The organism is Neobacillus terrisolis, assembly GCF_051233475.1.
In the GTDB taxonomy this organism is placed as follows: domain Bacteria; phylum Bacillota; class Bacilli; order Bacillales; family Cytobacillaceae; genus Bacillus_BU.
The window spans coordinates 138,155-155,636 of record NZ_JBKFGH010000016.1; the positions used below are offsets into that span (position 1 = coordinate 138,155).

Annotated in this window: 19 protein-coding genes; 6 read left to right on the top strand and 13 right to left on the bottom strand. The window is 37.9% G+C overall.

Annotated features, from left to right (window positions below; translation table 11 throughout):
- Nucleotides 1-49 precede the first annotated feature (49 nt).
- Nucleotides 50-715, top strand: a complete 666-nt coding sequence (locus tag ACI48O_RS11575; protein ID WP_435561962.1) for a hypothetical protein — start codon at nucleotides 50-52, stop codon at nucleotides 713-715.
- A 122-nt stretch (nucleotides 716-837) separates the two neighbouring features.
- Here the strand turns inward: ACI48O_RS11575 and ACI48O_RS11580 are convergent, their stop codons facing one another.
- Together ACI48O_RS11580 and ACI48O_RS11585 are read right to left on the bottom strand one after the other, a co-directional pair.
- Nucleotides 838-1,608, bottom strand: a complete 771-nt coding sequence (locus tag ACI48O_RS11580) for a metallophosphoesterase (RefSeq protein ID WP_435561999.1) — start codon at nucleotides 1,606-1,608, stop codon at nucleotides 838-840.
- Between the two features lie 125 nt (nucleotides 1,609-1,733).
- Nucleotides 1,734-2,300: a YkoP family protein gene (locus ACI48O_RS11585; RefSeq protein ID WP_435561963.1), complete on the bottom strand. Its 567-nt coding sequence runs from the start codon at nucleotides 2,298-2,300 to the stop codon at nucleotides 1,734-1,736.
- Between the two features lie 140 nt (nucleotides 2,301-2,440).
- On the opposite strand from ACI48O_RS11585, the gene ACI48O_RS11590 reads away from it, so the two are divergent.
- A complete protein-coding gene (locus ACI48O_RS11590) occupies nucleotides 2,441-3,559 on the top strand; it encodes an MGDG synthase family glycosyltransferase (RefSeq protein WP_435561964.1) in 1,119 nt (372 codons plus the stop codon).
- 80 nt (nucleotides 3,560-3,639) lie between these two features.
- Nucleotides 3,640-4,143 carry a DinB family protein gene (locus tag ACI48O_RS11595; RefSeq protein WP_435561965.1) on the top strand — a complete coding sequence of 168 codons (504 nt, stop codon included), beginning with the start codon at nucleotides 3,640-3,642 and terminating at the stop codon, nucleotides 4,141-4,143.
- A 330-nt stretch (nucleotides 4,144-4,473) separates the two neighbouring features.
- On the opposite strand, the gene ACI48O_RS11600 is transcribed toward ACI48O_RS11595, so the two are convergent.
- Both ACI48O_RS11600 and ACI48O_RS11605 read right to left on the bottom strand, forming a co-directional pair.
- Nucleotides 4,474-4,890, bottom strand: a complete 417-nt coding sequence (locus tag ACI48O_RS11600) for a MaoC family dehydratase (RefSeq protein WP_435561966.1) — start codon at nucleotides 4,888-4,890, stop codon at nucleotides 4,474-4,476.
- 19 nt (nucleotides 4,891-4,909) lie between these two features.
- On the bottom strand, nucleotides 4,910-5,440 hold the full coding sequence (locus tag ACI48O_RS11605) for a hypothetical protein (RefSeq protein WP_435561967.1): 531 nt from the start codon (nucleotides 5,438-5,440) through the stop codon (nucleotides 4,910-4,912).
- Nucleotides 5,441-5,790: 350 nt separating this feature from the next.
- Here ACI48O_RS11605 and ACI48O_RS11610 point away from each other — a divergent pair, with 350 nt between their 5' ends.
- The 3 genes from ACI48O_RS11610 (at nucleotide 5,791) to phaC (ending at nucleotide 8,281) form a co-directional block, all read left to right on the top strand.
- Nucleotides 5,791-6,228, top strand: a complete 438-nt coding sequence (locus tag ACI48O_RS11610; protein WP_435561969.1) for a poly(R)-hydroxyalkanoic acid synthase subunit PhaE — start codon at nucleotides 5,791-5,793, stop codon at nucleotides 6,226-6,228.
- Nucleotides 6,229-6,285: 57 nt separating this feature from the next.
- Nucleotides 6,286-7,068 carry a 3-oxoacyl-ACP reductase family protein gene (locus tag ACI48O_RS11615; RefSeq protein WP_435561970.1) on the top strand — a complete coding sequence of 261 codons (783 nt, stop codon included), beginning with the start codon at nucleotides 6,286-6,288 and terminating at the stop codon, nucleotides 7,066-7,068.
- Nucleotides 7,069-7,192: 124 nt separating this feature from the next.
- Nucleotides 7,193-8,281 (top strand): class III poly(R)-hydroxyalkanoic acid synthase subunit PhaC, encoded by a 1,089-nt coding sequence (gene phaC / locus ACI48O_RS11620; protein ID WP_435561971.1) that lies wholly within the window; start codon nucleotides 7,193-7,195, stop codon nucleotides 8,279-8,281.
- 95 nt (nucleotides 8,282-8,376) lie between these two features.
- Here the strand turns inward: phaC and wrbA are convergent, their stop codons facing one another.
- From wrbA to ACI48O_RS11665, 9 genes are all read right to left on the bottom strand, one after another.
- The gene (gene wrbA, locus ACI48O_RS11625) at nucleotides 8,377-8,988 is read right to left on the bottom strand and encodes an NAD(P)H:quinone oxidoreductase type IV (RefSeq protein ID WP_435561972.1); all 612 of its coding nucleotides are present in this window, start codon (nucleotides 8,986-8,988) and stop codon (nucleotides 8,377-8,379) included.
- 177 nt (nucleotides 8,989-9,165) lie between these two features.
- The gene (locus ACI48O_RS11630; RefSeq protein ID WP_435561973.1) at nucleotides 9,166-9,285 is read right to left on the bottom strand and encodes a DUF4023 family protein; all 120 of its coding nucleotides are present in this window, start codon (nucleotides 9,283-9,285) and stop codon (nucleotides 9,166-9,168) included.
- A gap of 68 nt (nucleotides 9,286-9,353) precedes the next feature.
- Complete coding sequence (locus ACI48O_RS11635) at nucleotides 9,354-10,703, bottom strand: ABC transporter permease (RefSeq protein ID WP_435561974.1); 1,350 nt, start codon at nucleotides 10,701-10,703, stop codon at nucleotides 9,354-9,356.
- The gene (locus ACI48O_RS11640; protein WP_435561975.1) at nucleotides 10,700-11,392 is read right to left on the bottom strand and encodes an ABC transporter ATP-binding protein; all 693 of its coding nucleotides are present in this window, start codon (nucleotides 11,390-11,392) and stop codon (nucleotides 10,700-10,702) included. The genes ACI48O_RS11635 and ACI48O_RS11640 overlap by 4 nt, the downstream gene beginning before the upstream one ends.
- A gap of 96 nt (nucleotides 11,393-11,488) precedes the next feature.
- Nucleotides 11,489-12,010, bottom strand: coding sequence for an RNA polymerase sigma factor (locus ACI48O_RS11645; protein WP_435561976.1), 522 nt, complete (start codon nucleotides 12,008-12,010; stop codon nucleotides 11,489-11,491).
- 15 nt (nucleotides 12,011-12,025) lie between these two features.
- A complete protein-coding gene (locus ACI48O_RS11650; RefSeq protein ID WP_435561977.1) occupies nucleotides 12,026-13,984 on the bottom strand; it encodes a DUF6449 domain-containing protein in 1,959 nt (652 codons plus the stop codon).
- Entirely contained in the window at nucleotides 13,959-14,861 is a 903-nt protein-coding gene (locus ACI48O_RS11655; protein ID WP_435561978.1) for an ABC transporter ATP-binding protein, read from the bottom strand. Before ACI48O_RS11655 ends, ACI48O_RS11650 begins: the two co-directional genes overlap by 26 nt.
- The gene (locus ACI48O_RS11660; protein WP_435562000.1) at nucleotides 14,854-15,243 is read right to left on the bottom strand and encodes a GntR family transcriptional regulator; all 390 of its coding nucleotides are present in this window, start codon (nucleotides 15,241-15,243) and stop codon (nucleotides 14,854-14,856) included. Before ACI48O_RS11660 ends, ACI48O_RS11655 begins: the two co-directional genes overlap by 8 nt.
- Nucleotides 15,244-15,850: 607 nt before the next feature.
- Entirely contained in the window at nucleotides 15,851-17,440 is a 1,590-nt protein-coding gene (locus tag ACI48O_RS11665; protein ID WP_435561979.1) for a C40 family peptidase, read from the bottom strand.
- Nucleotides 17,441-17,482 lie beyond the last annotated feature (42 nt).

Sequence of the window (17,482 nt, forward strand, 5' to 3'; positions counted from 1 at the left end):
AGTTTTAAAAACATATAAAAAAGTAAACAACCATGAAAGGGGTAGGTAAATGAAAGAAAAACATAAAATTGTCCCTTTAGGAATGATAAATGTGTGTGCGATGGTACTGCCGGGGGCAATAGTTAGAGATGTTTCAAACGAGGACTGTCTTGTTAAAAAACAAGTCGAAGAGGCAAATATTCTATGGCAAAAAATCATTAATGGGCGGACTTTTGGTGTGAAATTTGAATTAAACTCCATTATCCTAATTAACCAAGATATAAAACGATTACATCCCAATGCTGAAAATATTTCATTTTCCCCAAAACACCTCGATCAAATAGCTAATTCCATCGTGAAACAGGCAAAGAAGCTTACCCTCAAAGCAGATTTGTATATTGTGTTTATGGACGGGGATTCCATTGGTCCTATCCTAGCAGACGGGACAAGGGTTCTAGCCATATCGTTTATTGACTACCCGATTATTATTATGTCTAATACGGCAGCACAACGGGAATACATTTTAGCACATGAAATCGGCCACTTTCTTTTTAATAACAACCGCTATGGAAACACGGCAGATCCTGACCCAATCAAAGGAGATTCAGCTCACAATGCAGAACGTTCAAATTTAATGCATCCGACAGGAATTTACTGGCCAAAATCGCCAAATAAGCCGGATGTCACGGTTGCTCAAATTTTAAAAGCGTTAGAGACTCGATTTTTTTATCAATAGCACTCTATCTTTTCATTTTGTTCATCCCTATTTTAAGGATACTTTCTCCCTTAAAGGGATTTACTATACTAAAAAATGCAACAAAAAACCTTGCCTTTCATGTTGGCAAGGTAAAAACAAAATTATGAAAGTTCATGGAAGGTAATTTCAGGCCTGCTTCCTATTCGAATATTTACGCCAGTTTGACCAAGACCTTCACTAATATAAAAAGGTTTTCCACCATGATAATGGAGCCCTTTAACCATTTTCATCCGGACAAGCTTTCCCATTTTAATTAAATGATAGGGTTTTGGCCAGTGAATTTGACCACCGTGGAAATGTCCAGATAATAAATAATCAAATGGGATATCTTCCATTTCAAGGACTACATTTGGATCGTGGGTTAACACTAGATTATAACCTCCAGGCAGCCCGTTATAAGCCTTTTGAACATCACTGTGTTTTGTACTATAATTATCAATTCCGATGATATTAACATTCTTCCCGTTCACATCAATCGTTACATGTTCGTTTTGCAGAGTAATACATCCATTTTCCTCAAGCGTATCTTTTAATGCCTTAAAATTCTTTCCCTTTAAAACATAATCATGATTACCAAATACTGCATACATACCATATTTAGGATTTGTTTCTTTTAATACTTGAATGTATGCTGCAAGCTTCGGAATGCTTCGTTTTCGGTCAAGAAAATCTCCTGTTAACGCTATCAGGTCAATTGGTTGTTTTGAAATCATGGTATGAAGATCAGCAGGGCTGATTGAGATATTTTCTAAGTGCATATCAGAAAGGTGAAGAACCTTTAGATTTTGTTCGGAAACGAAAATGTCCGGTCGGGTAACGGAAATGGTATTGATTGCCACTTTCCTTGTGTTTTTATACGCCTTTAATAACATAAACGCCACAACAATACAGACAATAAGAAAAATGAATAATTCCAAAGTATCTCTTCTCTCCTCTCCTCTCCTCTATACAGTATAGTGAGCAAAGAGAGAATGTCCTAGTGGGAGTTGAAGGAAAATTACACCGGTTCCGTATATTTTTTTAATAACTTTTCTTTTGACATCATCAAGTAAACAGGCTGTTGTCTCTTTATGTCTGAAACAGAAATAGTTGAACTGGAGATAAGATAAATCGGAATTTGCTGAGCTTTTTTAAACTTAGCGTAATATTTGTTTTTAGGATGAATACATTCAAACCCAAGCGATCTATACCCCTTATTGATCAGCGTAACCCCGATGACCCCTTTTATCTCTCTATTTGCTGGATGTTGTAAAAGATATTCAGCTAATAAAGGCATTGATTCTAATATGCTTTTTAAAATGCATCTTCCTTTTGCTAACTCATTTTTCAGCAAATAATTCTGTAATAACCGCACATTATGTAGATGAATTTTAAGCAATAAATCATTTTTACAAATCGTAGTTCCGTCTGAAAGGATAACCTCTTTGCCTTTATATTTGGTTAACCTTACTCGAAAAACCCCTTGTCCTTTTCGATCGGCACAAAGATATTGTAAACGGGTAAGTGAAAAATAAATCGGGTCTAACCAATTCCATATCGATAACAAGATCCCGCGAACCAACATCCCTTCTCTTTCTCCTTTCTTTTATCTCTTATTAGGATGTAGATTTTTTTCTTTTTTAAAATGGAAAAGTACGGATTCCATTGTTTTCTCGAATCGAAAAAAGCATCAATACAAATAGTAAGCTAAAAAGGGTTGAAAAAATGAGGAAAATTCTTATTTTACCTTTTTTACAAATTCCATCGGGACATCATCAGGTCGCAGACGCACTAAGTGCATATTTTAAAGAAATCGATCAGTTAATGGAGATAACGAAAATTGATATTTTTCACTATACTTCAAGTTTCGCTGAAAAGATTACCTCCAGTCTTTATTTGAATGCGATCAATAGGATTCCGTCTTTATATAGCAAGCTGTATCATTTTAATGCATGTCAATCCTATAAAACCGCTCAACGCAATTTTTTTTATGAACGATTCTTTTTAAAAAGTATAAAAAGATTACTTGACGAAGTAAGCCCTGACATCATCATCTGTACCCATTGTCTTCCTTCCTTTTTACTCAGTTATTTAAAAAAGTATGAACAGCTGTCCATTCCGGTTATCAACGCCTACACAGATTTCTTTATTAATAATGTTTGGGCAATTGACCAAATTGATTTACATCTTGTACCAAGTGAAAGCATGAAGAAATTCCTCGAGGCGCGAGGCGTACCCAAAAGTAAAATGGCTGTTACAGGAATCCCGGTTCATCCGCAAATCACAGAAAAAGAACTCGTTGAACCGTCTGTCAATCGACCATGCGATTCTTTGTACCAGGTTATCATTTCAGGTGGCAGTCTTGGGGTGGGACCTCTTGAAAATATTTTGGATTCGGATGCCTTTTCCGGTAAGATAAAGTATTTTGTATTATGTGGAAAAAACGAAAGGCTTTATAACAAAATACAAAAATCTCGCAAACCATATCTGAAAGCGATTCCTTACCTATATTCCCGCACGGAAATGAATGAATTGTACAATCAAATGGACATGGTGATTTCGAAACCAGGCGGAATTACGATTGCTGAATGTCTCCGGAAGGAGCTTCCCCTTTGTTTATTGAATGCCCTACCGGGTCAGGAGGAAAAAAATGAATTCTTTTTGTTGGAGGAAAAACTGGCGTTCAAAGCAAATGTTGCGGAGTTCGATCCGTGTTTACTGCGCTTTCTTGAAGACGAAGCAGAAAGAAACAGATTGAAGAAAAGGTTGTCTGGCTACAAAAACAGCTTAGATGACATCAGGGCCGTTCTTGTAAACTTTCTTGACACACATATGATGATATGAAATAAAAGTATAAGTTTAGAAGGAGAATGAATAAATAAAAAGAATATAGAAATGGACTATGTTTTAAGGAGGAGCTTACAATGTTTCATTCTGTTAATGAATTTATTTCACTGTGGGAGCAAGAATCAAACTCGACTCAGAAAATCATGGATGCTTTAACCGATCAATCCTTAAATCAGCAAGTTACACCTGAAGGACGAACATTAGGAAGAATTGCATGGCATGTCGTAACCTCTCTTGATGAGATGATAGCTAGGACAGGTCTTCAATTTGAAGCGGTAAAGCATGATGCACCTGTACCCGCTACAGCACAGGAGATTGCCGATGGGTATCGAACTTCAAGCCAAAACATCCTTCAAGCGGTTAAAGAACATTGGACAGATGAAACACTCAATGAAGTTGATGATATGTACGGTGAGAAATGGCCAAAGGGTCTTACTTTATCGATTTTAAATTACCATCAAATTCATCATCGGGGTCAAATGACGGTATTAATGCGGCAAGCCGGTCTAAAAGTTCCAGGAGTATACGGCCCTTCACAAGAAGAATGGAGTCAAATGGGCATGGAAGCTCCAGAGATTTAGTTGGTTTTTTCTAAATGGTAAACAAATGGTTGCGTTAAAGAACATTGTTGTTTTTTGAGCGACCTGTTGATTGGAGCGGAAGGTGCGAGACTCCTGCGGGAGAAGGTGTCTTGGGAGACCCCACAGGCGCTATAGCGCCGAGGAGGCTCCCGGACTCCCCCGCTGGGTCGCTGAGCACCTGGAGCGCAAATCAACAGCCGAATTTAACAGAGCAAACAAAAAAGGCATACAGCTTTATTAAGCGTATGCCTTTTTTATAACCCACAGCGTATCCACAGGAAATCGATTAGTTTTTAGAGTAATGTAATACATTAAATTGTGCTATTATTGCTAAGTTAATTTCATAACGGTTGCTTCACCATCGACAACGATTACTCCATGTTGATTTTTAACCACAGTTTGTAAACGGATTATTTGCTTTCGATCTATTTTTTCTAGTACAGTTACTTCAGCGCAAACAGTATCTCCTATTTTAACAGGGGCAAGAAACTTTAAATTCTGAGATAAATAAATAGAATTTACCCCTGGAAGCTTCATCCCCAACACAGTTGAAATGAAACCGGCGGTTAAGATACCATGAGCCACTCGTTCTTTGAAAATAGTGTTTTTTGCATATTCACTATTGACATGCAATGGGTTGAAGTCACCCGTTATCCCAGCAAAATGATAAATATCGGACTCTGAAATGGTTTTTGAAAAGCTCGCTTGGTCTCCAACATTAATATCCTTGTAGGAAAGCTCTTGCATGTCTAATAATCTCCTATTCTTATTTAGCGACTAAAGGATTATATAACTCGATTGATTTTGCAGCACTAGCTTGGGATTGTTTGATTTGGTCAACAAAGCCCTCAACCGCTTTTAATACATCCTCACGGTTTTTCTGTTGCTGATCAATCACGTTTTTAAATGTCTCTTCTAGTTGTGTAAGTGTTTTAGCTGCCACTTCAAGAGAACCTTTGCTAGGGCTAAATGCTAGAGTTTGCGCTTTATGTCCAAGTTCTTCCATATGATCTGTCCAATCATATACGTTCTGAACACCGAAATCAAGCTGTGCCTTGTTCAATGCATCTTGAAGACTTGCAACCCATTCAGAAGTTAAGCGCTTTGAATCTTCTTCCATTTTTGCAAGCTGATCACCTGTAGCTTTAAGCCATTCTTTTTGACTTTCAAATGCCTGTAAGGATTTCTCCTCAACCCCATTTTGAATTGTATGGAAAGTACGATAGCTATTAAACCAGCCATCCCAAAATACATCCATTACATTAATTAATTTTTGATCTTCTTTTTTTGCTGCCATCAAAAACCCTCCCCATTTTTACGATTTAAAGATGTGACGATATAACGCTTTAAACTCAACCTATTTACTATTCTATTCACTTATAGAAAAAAATAGTTCAAGCTTGTTTAACCCTTATGTGTAATTTACACCTATTTGTTTTCACTGTCAATTATTACTTTTCTTTCAAAATTAGACAAAAACTGGATGTTTTTTTGTTAGATTTCTAGAAATTTGTCGATATATCGTAGGTTTAGGCGCAATTTAACGTTTTTTTTACGAACCATATATTAACAAAATAGATTATGCTATGTATGAATAGTTTTTTAAAGATTCTAAAAAGGTAGATAATTTCAAGGAGGTTAGACCTGGTGACACAAAAAACAGTATTGGATCCATTTGCTGTCTGGAAAAGCGTTTATGACAAAACAGAGTCAAAATGGAATGAAGTCATTCATGAGACGATGCAAAAGGAAGCATTTTCAGAATGGATGGGTCAAGTTCAAAATGGGTATTTGCAATACCAAAAAGTGATTCAAAATACGACAGAAGCGTATTTAAAGCAAGTTAATATGCCAACACGAGATGAAATTTCAAGCGTGGCATCCTTAATTATTAACTTAGAAGAAAAAGTGGAAGATCTTGATCAAAAAATTGAGGAAGAGATATTAACGAACCCTGCTGCTTCTGAGATTAATAAATTGAAAGCAAGCATCGCAAAGTTAGATAAAAAAATGGATCTCATATTAAAAGCCATTCAAGCTGGCGATGAACCTACTCGTCCCACCACTCCAGTGGAAAATAAGTAAGAAACAGTAATGCAGTAATAACAAAATATATTTTTACTATGAAGGAGCATTTATACTATGGCGATTATTGAAAAAGAACAAGTAACTCTAGTCGAAGATACATACGGTTTAAAAGATAAAGTTGTGATTGTAACCGGAAGTTCTAAAGGGATTGGCGCAACTATTGCAAAAGAATTTGCTAAAAAAGGTGCAAAGGTAGTTATCAATTATAATTCAAGCTCTATAGCTGCCGAAAATGTCGTCGATGAAATTACTCAAGCTGGTGGTACTGCAATTGCCTGCAAAGCAAATGTAGCGAATATTGAAGATGCAAAAACATTAATCGAAAAAACAAAAAATGAATTTGGCCGTGTTGATATCCTTATTAACAATGCTGGGATCACTCGTGACCGTACTTTCCGTAAGCTAAGTCAAGAAGAATGGAATGAAGTAATCAACGTAAATTTAAATAGTATTTACCATACAACTTCTGCAGTTATTAATACTATGCTAGAACAGAAATTTGGGCGCATCATCAACATTAGTTCGATTGTAGGACAGGCTGGTGCGTTTGGCCAAACAAACTACTCTGCAGCAAAAGCTGGAATGATCGGTTTCACAAAATCCCTTGCTTTAGAAACAGCGAAAAGCGGTGTTACCGTTAATGCGATCTGCCCAGGTTATATTGAAACAGAAATGACTGCTGAAATCCCTGCTAATATCATGGATCAAATTGTTGCTAAAATTCCGATGAAGCGTTTAGGAAAAACATCTGAAATTGCGGATGCATGCGTATTCTTAGCGAACAGCGAATATATTACGGGTCAATGCTTAAATGTAAACGGTGGAGTGTACATGTAATCGGTAATGGAACGGCAGATTAGAGATTCGATAATGCCCTTGGCGTTTTTCCAAGCTCTGCTAATCTCCCCTCTGAATCAGTCACATCCCGGTTCAATGTTTAAACGTTAAAAGGAGGAAAACAATGGTGTTTTCAACTACTAAAGAAATGGAATCATGGCTGAGTGTCATGCCTGAGGAAATTCAAAAAAATTATCACCGCTTCATGCGTGTTTCGGAAGTACTAACAAGAGATCCTGAACCAAAGGTTGGTCTTACTCCAAAGGAAGTCATTTGGACAAAAAACAAAGCGAAGCTTTACCGTTATCAGCCAACCATTGAAAAAACAAATAAAGTTCCGCTACTGATCATTTATGCCCTAATCAATAAGCCGTATGTATTGGATCTAACTCCTGGCAGTAGTTTAATCGAGTATTTAACCAATCAAGGTCATGATGTATACCTTTTGGATTGGGGTACTCCAGGGTATGAGGATCGCAACTTAAAGTTTGACGATTATGTATTAGAATACATCCCGCGTGCTGTAAAAAAAGTTCTTCGCACTTCTGGTGCTGATGAGATTAGTTTATTAGGCTATTGCATGGGTGGAACAATGACATCTATTTTTGCGTCTTTGCATCCTGAATTGCCAATTCGTAACTTAATCTTTTTAACAAGCCCGTTTGATTTCGAAGATACTGGCCTATTTACAAATTGGCTAGACGAGCGTTATTTTAATTTGGATAATGTAGTAGATACTTTAGGGATTATCCCGCCAGAAATGATTGACCTAGGTAATAAGCTATTAAAACCGTTAGTCAATTATGTAGGTCCTTATGTTTCTCTTGCCGACCGTTTTGAAAACGAAGAGTTTATTAAGAGTTGGACTCTTATGCAAAAATGGGTTCATGATGGAATCCCATTCCCTGGTGAGGCATTCAGACAATGGATTGGTGAATTTTATCAAAAAAATAAATTAATTAAAGATGAGTTATATATTCGCGGACGTCAAGTTCAATTAAGCAATATTAAAGCGAACATCTTAAATATTGCTGCGCAGCGTGATCATATTGCCGCTCCAAACCAAGTCCAACCTTTACTTGATAAAGTATCTAGTAAGGATAAAACGTTCCAAGTAATGCCGACTGGCCACGTATCAGTTGTTGTTGGTGGAACCGCTGTTAAGAAAACATACCCTATGATTGATCAGTGGTTGACTGAGCGCTCAATCTAATTAGGACTTAAAAACTGTTACTGCTAATAAAGAAAGCCCCTTCTTCATTGAAGGGGTTTTCGACATATTTGGGAACGCCAACCATTGTAACTCTTTTATTGATTTCCTTTTTTAATCCAATCTGCCACTGTTACTGTCCGTTTTGCTTGGTGTTTAACTGCAGCTTGAACATCTTCTATCATTTTGCCGTTTTGATCAACTGTTACACTGGTTCCATAAGGATTTCCGCCTGCACCAAATATAATCGGGTCTGTATAACCTGGTGCCGCAACGATGGCACCCCAGTGGTAAAAGGTTGTATAGAGTGCTAAGATTGTAGCTTCTTGACCACCATGTGCATTTTGTGCTGAGGTCATTCCACTTACCGCTTTGTTGACTAATTTACCTTGAAACCAAAGACCGCCTGTTGTATCCAAAAATTGCTTTGCTTGAGCGGGGATATTCCCAAATCTGGTTGGAATGCTGAAGATCAGTGCATCAGCCCATTCTAAATCATTGAGAGTGACCTCACCAATATGGGCTGTTGCATCAACATGTGCCTTCCAAGCTGGATTAGACTCAATCGCAGCTTGTGGTGCAGTTTCAGGTATTTTTAACAGCTTTACTTCTGCCCCTGCTTCTTTCCCGCCAGCCTCTGCCCATTGTGCAAGTTGATAATTAGTACCTGTGGAGCTGTAATAAACCACTGCAAGCTTAACTTGTGCCACTGAGAAATTCCTCCTTTTTTCTTAAATTGTTATTCAACAGTATCGGAACTTCTAGAAGTTGTCCCTGCAATATTTTGCTTAAGCTAGACTGTTTTTATCCATGATCTGTTTTTGGTGCATAAAAAAAGCATCGGACATGTAATTCCGATGCTCGTTTTTTTTGTTATATTTTTAAGTTTAATGCTGTTTATTAGGGAGACGTTGTTCAGGGTGCCCCTTCCCTCGTGTTTTTTTATTCTTTTCTTGTTTTTGCTTATTTTCATTCATTTTTGATACAAATTCATTGGTGTTTTCCACTTGTATCCCTCCTTCGTTGCTGAACCTAGTTGTTACTTTTTCCTTTAACGGGGGAAATCATGCGTCAATTACACCTCTCTTCTCATTGCACGTAACACATCAACTTGAGTGGCACGCTTAGCCGGCCTTAACCCTGACAGAATCGTAACGCAGTAGCAAATGACAAAGCAAATTACGGGAAGTGACCATGGGATATAACTAAACAATAAATCCTCCGGTGGTTTTTCATCAAACACTTGTTCAATAACGAGCGGGAGAGCAAAGTTTACGGCATAGCTGATTGCGTAGGATACAATCGTTCCGATCAAGGCTCCAATTAAACCGATATAACTACTTTCTAACAGAAAAATATTCTTGATGGTCTTTGGATTTGCCCCTATCGCTTTCATAATTCCGATATCAGGTGCTCGTTCCGTGACAGCCATTGTCATCGTGTTGTATATGCCAATTGAAGCAATCAGAATTGCAATTGTTCCTATAAAAATAAGTCCCGCCTTAATGATGGTAAAGATCATATTGACTTGGTTAATTTCATTAATAACCGAATAGGTTGCATAGTCCATCTTTTCAAGCTTATTTGAAATACTTTTGACAGCTTCAACGTTATCAGCAAAGATTTTCACCTGATCATAAGACTCCCCCATATTTTCAGGTAGTTTCATGTCTGGATTGTTTGCATCTTTCAAAATCCCTCTTGGTGTGCCCGTGAAAGCCTCGATCTCCTTCAAAATTTCCTCAGAGATAAAAACATTCTTATCATAATACCATTGTTTAGTCGGTTTTTTGCTAATCCCAGAAACCGTAACTTGAATCGTTTTCTTTATCTCTTGCCCCTGGTCAAATTGACTGATCACTAAATTAAGTTTTTTACCGATCAAGTCGTCGTTAAAGACGTATTTTTTATTTACTTTTCCACTTTTATCGTAAAGATCCTCAGGATTAACCCCTTTTAACGCAAGTTCCTTAACAAAATGATAGCCAACGACCACTTCGTCTTTTTTGGTCGGCAATTTACCTGAGGAAAGTTCAAACCCTGCCTTTACCTCAGATGGCATATGCATTACAATCGTCTCTGCTCCTGTTTCGTAATCCCCAATTGAATAGTTCGCCATTTGTTGCAACTTGACTCTGCGAGTAACTGCTTTAACTTGATCAAACTTTTCAAACTCGCGAACGTCTTTTTCTGTTAACTGACGAAAATCACCCTCGCCCAGTTTCATTCCATGTACTTCAATTTCCGTTACAATCCCTTGTTCGGTAATATCCTTTACAACAGATTTTTGAATTCCAAAGCCAACTGAAGCAAGGACAATAAGGAAGGCACATCCCATCGCGGTAGCTAAAATGGTCATAAAAATTCGCGTCTTATTTTTTTTCATATTTTGCCGGACAAACCGGAATTGGTCTGTTAATTTCATGACGCTATCATCCCTTCGACAATCTGTCCGTCTTTCAATTCAATCGTTCGATTGCCGATCTTGGCCACTTTATCATCATGAGTAATAATCAAAAAGGTAATACCTAGGTCACGATTTAGTTGAAGGATAAATTGAAGTAAATCTTCTTCTGTTTCGCTATCAAGGCTTCCAGTCGGCTCATCCGCTAGAATAACAGGCGGATTGACGATTAGCGCCCTGGCGATACTGACACGCTGCTGCTGGCCTCCGGATAGTTCTCCAGGATAATGGTCTTGGTAATCACTTAAGCCAACCTTAGCTAGCATTTCTTCTGTCATTTTCCGTCGTGCTGCTTCACTAATCCCTTTTAGTATCAAAGGAAGCTCAACATTTTGATAGGCAGTCATGCTCGGAATAAGTTGAAAGCTTTGAAAGATAAAACCTATGTTTTCAATGCGAAAATCAGCAAATTTTGATTCGTTTAAGTTTGAAACGATAACACCATTAATCGAAATTTCCCCTTGTTTTGGGCGAATAAAGCCACTGATTAAATTGAGTAGGGTTGATTTACCGGAACCGCTCCGCCCAACGATGGTGACAATTTCCCCTTTATTCACTGTAAATGAAATATCCTTTAATACTGGAAAGATCGTTTGCCGACCTTTTTTCCCGATTTCAAAATCATGGCTAACGTTATGAACCGTGATCATGCTTATTCCCCTCTCTGTTTGGAATTATTTTTATATTTTAGAAAATTTTTACATTCAAAGCGTGCGAAATTCCGTGCGGGTTTTTTGTTGTACCGCCTAGGCTGAATATTTATTGATGAGTGTTTCTTTTAATTGCTTTCTTGCTCGATAAAGTCGATTTTTAACTGTGGTTGATTTTAATTGGAGCTTTTGAGCAATCTCTTTTTCATTTAATCCATGGCGAATCCTAAGAATTAAAACTTCCTTGTACTCTTTCGACAGTTCGGCAAGCGATCCGTTCAATTCTGTTTCCAAAAGCCTTATTTCTACCTCTTCCTCCGTTAAATGCCTGCTTTCCGAATTAAAAAGTGCGTTTTCGATTATCGTTTGGTTTGTTGGGCAGCATTTTTTTCTTCTTTCAGCACGGAGAAAATCGATGGCCGTTCTGGCTGCAATCGAAGACAGCCAGGCGGCAATTTTTTTCGGATCCTCAATCGTTTCAATTTTTTTATATGCTTTCAAAAAGGTTTCTTGTACGACATCTTCAGCTAAATACCAATCTTTTGTAACCGATAGGGCAATGTTGTGCAGCCGTTTAGAGTACAGGGTAAATAATTGATCGATTTCAATTGTCTCCATGTGGTGTAACCCCTTTTACTCAAAGTGCTCTTTCATGAAATTTGGTGCATGCTCCTCGTCATAATAGAATACTTCCGAATAATGGCGATCTTTGAAGTAAACAACAGCGGAATATTTATGGTTTTTCGACCAGCCTGATTGATTGATACATTGCTCAAATTGGTCTTTATCGGTTATTTTCAATTTGTCAGGGGCCTTTTCTATTTCTTTAGTAATGTCGATGTCTTCGTAATTATTTAAATTCATTTTAGCAATTATAATATGATCGATATCATCCGCAGTCACTTTAACATTTTCAAGTAATTCTTTTTCCGTTAACCACTGCGAAAAATTCTCATAAGTAGGCTTTAAAGTCAGAAAGACAGTTCGATCTTTTTCAAAAACAATTTCAATACTTGAACCGCGGTCCTGGTAGTATTGTCCGTCCTCATATGTTTCGTTCAAAACATCGTCTTTTAAAGCCTGGAGTGCCTCTTTCAGCTCTTTTTGCTTTGAAATGGTCTCACTTTTTCCAATTGGCCCATTGGCACCAATTATGATTCTTTTTACTTTACTCGCATCAACTTTAAAAATTTCTTTTGATGTCCGCTTGTATTCCTCTGATTCATAAATAGAACGGTAGTAGTCTTCATATATTTCTTTATTCACTCTATATTGGCGCGCGACTTTATCCCCATTTTTTAAGGTGTACATGAAAAAGGCTGTTTCGTATTGCTCATTTCCTAATTTTTGATTCATTTTTTTATCTGCAATAATTTGCTCATGAAGCTTTTGGACGCGCTTAATGTTTTCTTCATTTTTCATCTGAGCAGGAATGAAATAATCCGCATATGTTTCCGTATCATCTAAATTAATTATCGGAGTTTCTGCCAACAAAACCCCGTTCACATCTTCTACTTCAGGAACGGCATTCTCGTAAATATCAAACGATTGAATAGAAATTATCAGGACGACCATGATAACGGAATAAAGAGTTAATCCTTTAATATGTCGAACGACCCGCCACGTTTTCTGGAGCACCATTTCAGCAATAAAGTAACCGATTGATGCACCAAGGATATAGCCAAAAATAATCCAAGTAAGATCGGTATTTTGGGCATCGCGGAAATAAACACCGCCGAACAACATCATGCAAAATGTAACACCGTATTTGAAAACTGCTCTTAAATTAGAAAATGCGATCGCCTCTGAAGCAGTTTCAATCTTCCTTTTTTTATAAAAAAACACCGAAAAACCGTAAAGGATAACAGCTAAAACAAAATAAAAAATTGCGTAATCCCATTGTAAAGGGCGTCCCTCTAGCATGCCCGCGTAGGTAATAGGGGACAGTTTATCTAAATCTTTATTTAATAGGTAATCACTTGGAAATCCATATAGCAACATTCTTAAATTGTAGAAGGTTAGCAAAGTGATACCGACTGGAAAGAATAGAAAGATATAAGTCAGTACAGCTTGGACAGCGGAAATCCCTGTCATCATCGCAACAAATACTCCAGCTGTGAAAAACACCACATTAAAGAGAATGGTTACCCCGAGCCAGTATAAGACATCGCTTGAATCAAAATATAAGTTTAAGTCCATTGCAGTGTGAGTGATCATGACAACTAGCGCAATAAGGACGACTGGAATAATTAACAGAACAATTCCTAATAGTGCATAATGATGAAATATTTTTTCGCGTCTTATTGGAAGGCTATGCATCAGATCGGCCGCATGGTTTACATGGAGAAAGCGAAATAAAAAGACGGCCATCAGCACAGGTATACTGACAAGGAGTGCTATTTGAATCGCAAAATCGTACCCAAAGAGATTATTAACCTGATAATTGACAAATTCCTTTTTTGAATAGGTCATCATCATCCTAACTGGCAAGGCAATCATTAAGCCAAGGAAGTACACAATCGAGACCCAGCCTACACTCCGTATGGCTTGTAGCAAGAGTTCTTTATTAAACGATGATGTTTTTAATGGCATAGCCGATATCCCCCATTTCGTAAATGAAAATTTCTTCAAGTGTAAGTGGCAACAGGTCGAATAGAATTGGGTTTGACTTGCTGAATTGTTCAGCAATGAATTCTTCCTGGCCTCTCACAATGTAAAGGAGGACACTTCCTCTTTTCTCGCTATGAAGGATGTTGAGATCCTTTAACAATTGCTTTGGTGAATCCCCACCTTTGTAGGCAACTTGAACCTTGTGAACCTCTGTTTTTAATTCATCGAGCTCTTTTTCCAGCAATAGTTTTCCTTTATGTAGGATTCCGATATGATCACAAATATCTTCAATCTCGCGAAGATTATGAGAGGAGATTAAAATGGTCATTTCTCTTTCGGCCACATCCTGAATCATCAGATTCTTAACCTTTTTGCGGACTACTGGATCAAGTCCATCCATCGGTTCATCAAGGATTAGGATGTCCGGTTTAGCGGATAGAGCCAAAATAAACGCAACCTGCCTTTTCCACCCTTTTGAAAAAGTATGAATTTTTTTATTTAGATCAAGTTCAAACGATTGGACTAGTTTTGTAAAGCGTTTATCGCACCAGGAATGATACATACTTTTAAAAAACGAGGCCATTTGTTTTGTAGTATACTGCGAAAAAAAGTAAGGTTGATCTGGGATATAAAAGATCCTTTGCTTTAGGCTGGGATTTTCAAATACTGGATTCCCTTCAATCGTGACGGCACCGTTTTCCTGGCGGTAAATGCCTGCGAGCAGTTTAATTAATGTCGTTTTTCCTGCGCCATTAGAGCCGATCAGCCCATAAATGGACCCCTTTTGAATCGATAAATTAACATTGTCGATTGCCTCTAATCCATCAAATTCTTTACACACATTTTTCATCTCAATCATGGCTGTCGCCTCCCCCTTTTGAAGCGTCTAATTGTTGGATTAAATCAATCAATTCCTTTGCAGGAACTCCTAAATAGAGTGCTTCCAATATTAGTTTTTCTAAATCTTTTTTTACCGAGGTTATTTTTTCTGTATCCTTTTTCTGATTGTTTGGATTAACAAAGCTTCCCTTCCCCTTAATGGAATAGATGAATCCTTGGTTTTCAAGCTCCCGATAAGCTTTTTGAATCGTATTCGGATTGATCGTTAATTCCTGAGCCAACGTTCGAACCGATGGCAGCTGTTCATCAGCTTTAAGTATTTCGTTAATGATCAATTCTTTCAATTTATCAACCAGCTGTTCGTATATGGGTTTACGGCTCCTCATATCAAGCTCAAACATCATACACCCCCATCCAGTGCCCGGCACCGTACGAATTATTATTGAATGTTTTACTGTATTAAGTGTACTATTAATCGTAATACAGTTTGATTATAAGCGAGCATGCTGTAAAAGAAAAGGTAATTTTTTTGTTTTTATAAAAATTAAGAAAATCTTAATATGTTACATTGGGGGTTCATGTGACCAAAATCTTCTTTCAAAATCAGTAAAGTGGTCTTGGAGGAGTTATCAAGGACAGCACTTCAAGAATGCTTGAGTTAAATGTCCTTAAGCGGGGTTCTCAAGGACAAAATTCCAAGAATACTTGAGTTAAATGTCCTTGAGCGGGGTTCTCAAGGACAAAACTCCAAGAATGCTTGAGTTAAATGTCCTTGAGCGAGGCTATCAAGGACAAAACTCCAAGAATACTTGAGTTAAATGTCCTTGAGCGGGGTTCTCAAGGACAAAATTGCAAGAATACTTCAGTAAAATGTCCTTGATCGAGGCTATCAAGGACAAAATTGCAAGAATACTTCAGTAAAATGTCCTTGATCGAGGCTATCAAGGACAACATTGCAAGAATACCACGATAAAATGTCAGAGCTCATGTGACCAAAGGAATTTCCTATTAATACACCCGCTTGGCGCCTACATAATATTTCGCCCAATACGTATTGTCGAGCGAAACGACCTGAATTCCTTTTGAACTTGTTGCGGAAATAAATTGATTTTCTCCGACGTAAAAACCAACATGTGAAATGACTCCGGGTTCATTTACAGCATAAAAAACCAAATCTCCAGGCTGGAGCTTGCTGCGGTCAATCGATATTCCTTGCGTATATAAAGAGCCTGAAGTCGTTCTTGTCGTATTGACACCATGTTTATTAAACATAAAATAAATGAACCCGGAGCAATCAAACCCGCTCGGGGTCGATCCACCCCAAAGGTATGGAACTCCGATATAGTTTCTGCTATCCAAAACCAACGCTTTTTTCACGATGGCGTGTTGAACAGCGGTTAGTGTAGCAGTATCTCCGGTCCCTGTAACGGGTAAACCATAATCGCTTTGAAATGTCTTGATGGCCTGGACTGTTGCCGTATCGAGATTTCCAGTCATGGCCGGTACAGCATAATACCCCAACTGCTGCAGTTGTTGCTGAAGCTTGGATACTTGAGGATCTACGGTCGTTGTGACTGGTGTGCTATTTTGAGTCGTAGGAACGGAGATAACTTGTCCAACATAGATGGTATCTGAAGTTAACTGATTGATTTGTTTAATAACATCAACGGTCGTGCTGAATTGTCTTGCAATAAGAGAAAGGGAATCACCCGACTTTACTGTGTAAGAGGTCGTTTGCAGCTGAGTCGTATTTGTATTCGTATTTGTGGTTTCCTGGGTAGGTCCATTTGTAGGGATGCTTAATTTTTGACCAATAAATATCTGATCGGATGTTAATTTGTTAAAAGTTTTAATAGCATCTACTGTTGTCGAAAATCGTGCTGATATTGCCCAAAGGCTATCACCGGAAACTACAGTATAGGTTGTGGTAGTAGAAATAGTCGTAGCGGATGGAGCTGTCGGTACGGGTGTTGTATTAGGTTGTGGTAGCTGAATGCTTCCTGCCGAAGGAATCATAAGTACCTGACCGATTCGAATAATATCCGTCGTTAATTGATTGGTGGATCGTAAACTATCAACTGTTACCCCAAAACGCTTGGCAATCAATGAGAGACTATCTCCAGCAACAACGGTATAGCTTTGATTGATTGAGGAAGCGGGAGCGTTGGGAATAGTCAATACTTGGCCGACTCGAATCATATCAGAGGATAACTGATTTGTTTGCTTCAATTGTTCAACAGAAACCTGAAATTGCTTTGCAATTCCAGATAAAGTGTCGCCAGCTTTAACAAGATAAGTTGTGCTTGATGTAGTGCCAACTGAACTGGTTTGGGCAGCAGCGGAATCATGATTATTCCCCATTAAACTGACAGTCGAAACTAAGAGAGTACCAATCATAATTTGGACGGTCTTTATGACCATATTTTTAGGGATTTTTTCTTTTATATAAGTTTGCACCGAATGATCAAGGTTCTCTGGATTACTTCGTTGAAAAGGATCCAGCTCTGTCGCAAATTCTGCCGCGTCTTTATTAAGATATAAAATTAGTTTAAATCCGCCTTCTTCGGGGATCATTTGATGTCTCAAAAAAAGATCCATATCAGAAATCACCTCTGTTTTAAGATTCTCTTGCAAAAAGAA

Excerpts from the sequence above, each read along its gene's own strand:
- ACI48O_RS11575 (WP_435561962.1), top strand. The coding sequence starts at position 50 with ATGAAAGAAAAACATAAAATTGTCCCTTTAGGAATGATAAATGTGTGT.
- ACI48O_RS11580 (WP_435561999.1), bottom strand. The coding sequence starts at position 1,608 with ATGTTATTAAAGGCGTATAAAAACACAAGGAAAGTGGCAATCAATACC.
- ACI48O_RS11585 (WP_435561963.1), bottom strand. The coding sequence starts at position 2,300 with ATGTTGGTTCGCGGGATCTTGTTATCGATATGGAATTGGTTAGACCCG.
- ACI48O_RS11590 (WP_435561964.1), top strand. The coding sequence starts at position 2,441 with ATGAGGAAAATTCTTATTTTACCTTTTTTACAAATTCCATCGGGACAT.
- ACI48O_RS11595 (WP_435561965.1), top strand. The coding sequence starts at position 3,640 with ATGTTTCATTCTGTTAATGAATTTATTTCACTGTGGGAGCAAGAATCA.
- ACI48O_RS11600 (WP_435561966.1), bottom strand. The coding sequence starts at position 4,890 with ATGCAAGAGCTTTCCTACAAGGATATTAATGTTGGAGACCAAGCGAGC.
- ACI48O_RS11605 (WP_435561967.1), bottom strand. The coding sequence starts at position 5,440 with ATGGCAGCAAAAAAAGAAGATCAAAAATTAATTAATGTAATGGATGTA.
- ACI48O_RS11615 (WP_435561970.1), top strand. The coding sequence starts at position 6,286 with ATGGCGATTATTGAAAAAGAACAAGTAACTCTAGTCGAAGATACATAC.
- phaC (WP_435561971.1), top strand. The coding sequence starts at position 7,193 with ATGGTGTTTTCAACTACTAAAGAAATGGAATCATGGCTGAGTGTCATG.
- ACI48O_RS11635 (WP_435561974.1), bottom strand. The coding sequence starts at position 10,703 with ATGAAATTAACAGACCAATTCCGGTTTGTCCGGCAAAATATGAAAAAA.
- ACI48O_RS11640 (WP_435561975.1), bottom strand. The coding sequence starts at position 11,392 with ATGATCACGGTTCATAACGTTAGCCATGATTTTGAAATCGGGAAAAAA.
- ACI48O_RS11645 (WP_435561976.1), bottom strand. The coding sequence starts at position 12,010 with ATGGAGACAATTGAAATCGATCAATTATTTACCCTGTACTCTAAACGG.
- ACI48O_RS11650 (WP_435561977.1), bottom strand. The coding sequence starts at position 13,984 with ATGCCATTAAAAACATCATCGTTTAATAAAGAACTCTTGCTACAAGCC.
- ACI48O_RS11655 (WP_435561978.1), bottom strand. The coding sequence starts at position 14,861 with ATGATTGAGATGAAAAATGTGTGTAAAGAATTTGATGGATTAGAGGCA.
- ACI48O_RS11660 (WP_435562000.1), bottom strand. The coding sequence starts at position 15,243 with ATGTTTGAGCTTGATATGAGGAGCCGTAAACCCATATACGAACAGCTG.
- ACI48O_RS11665 (WP_435561979.1), bottom strand. The coding sequence starts at position 17,440 with ATGGATCTTTTTTTGAGACATCAAATGATCCCCGAAGAAGGCGGATTT.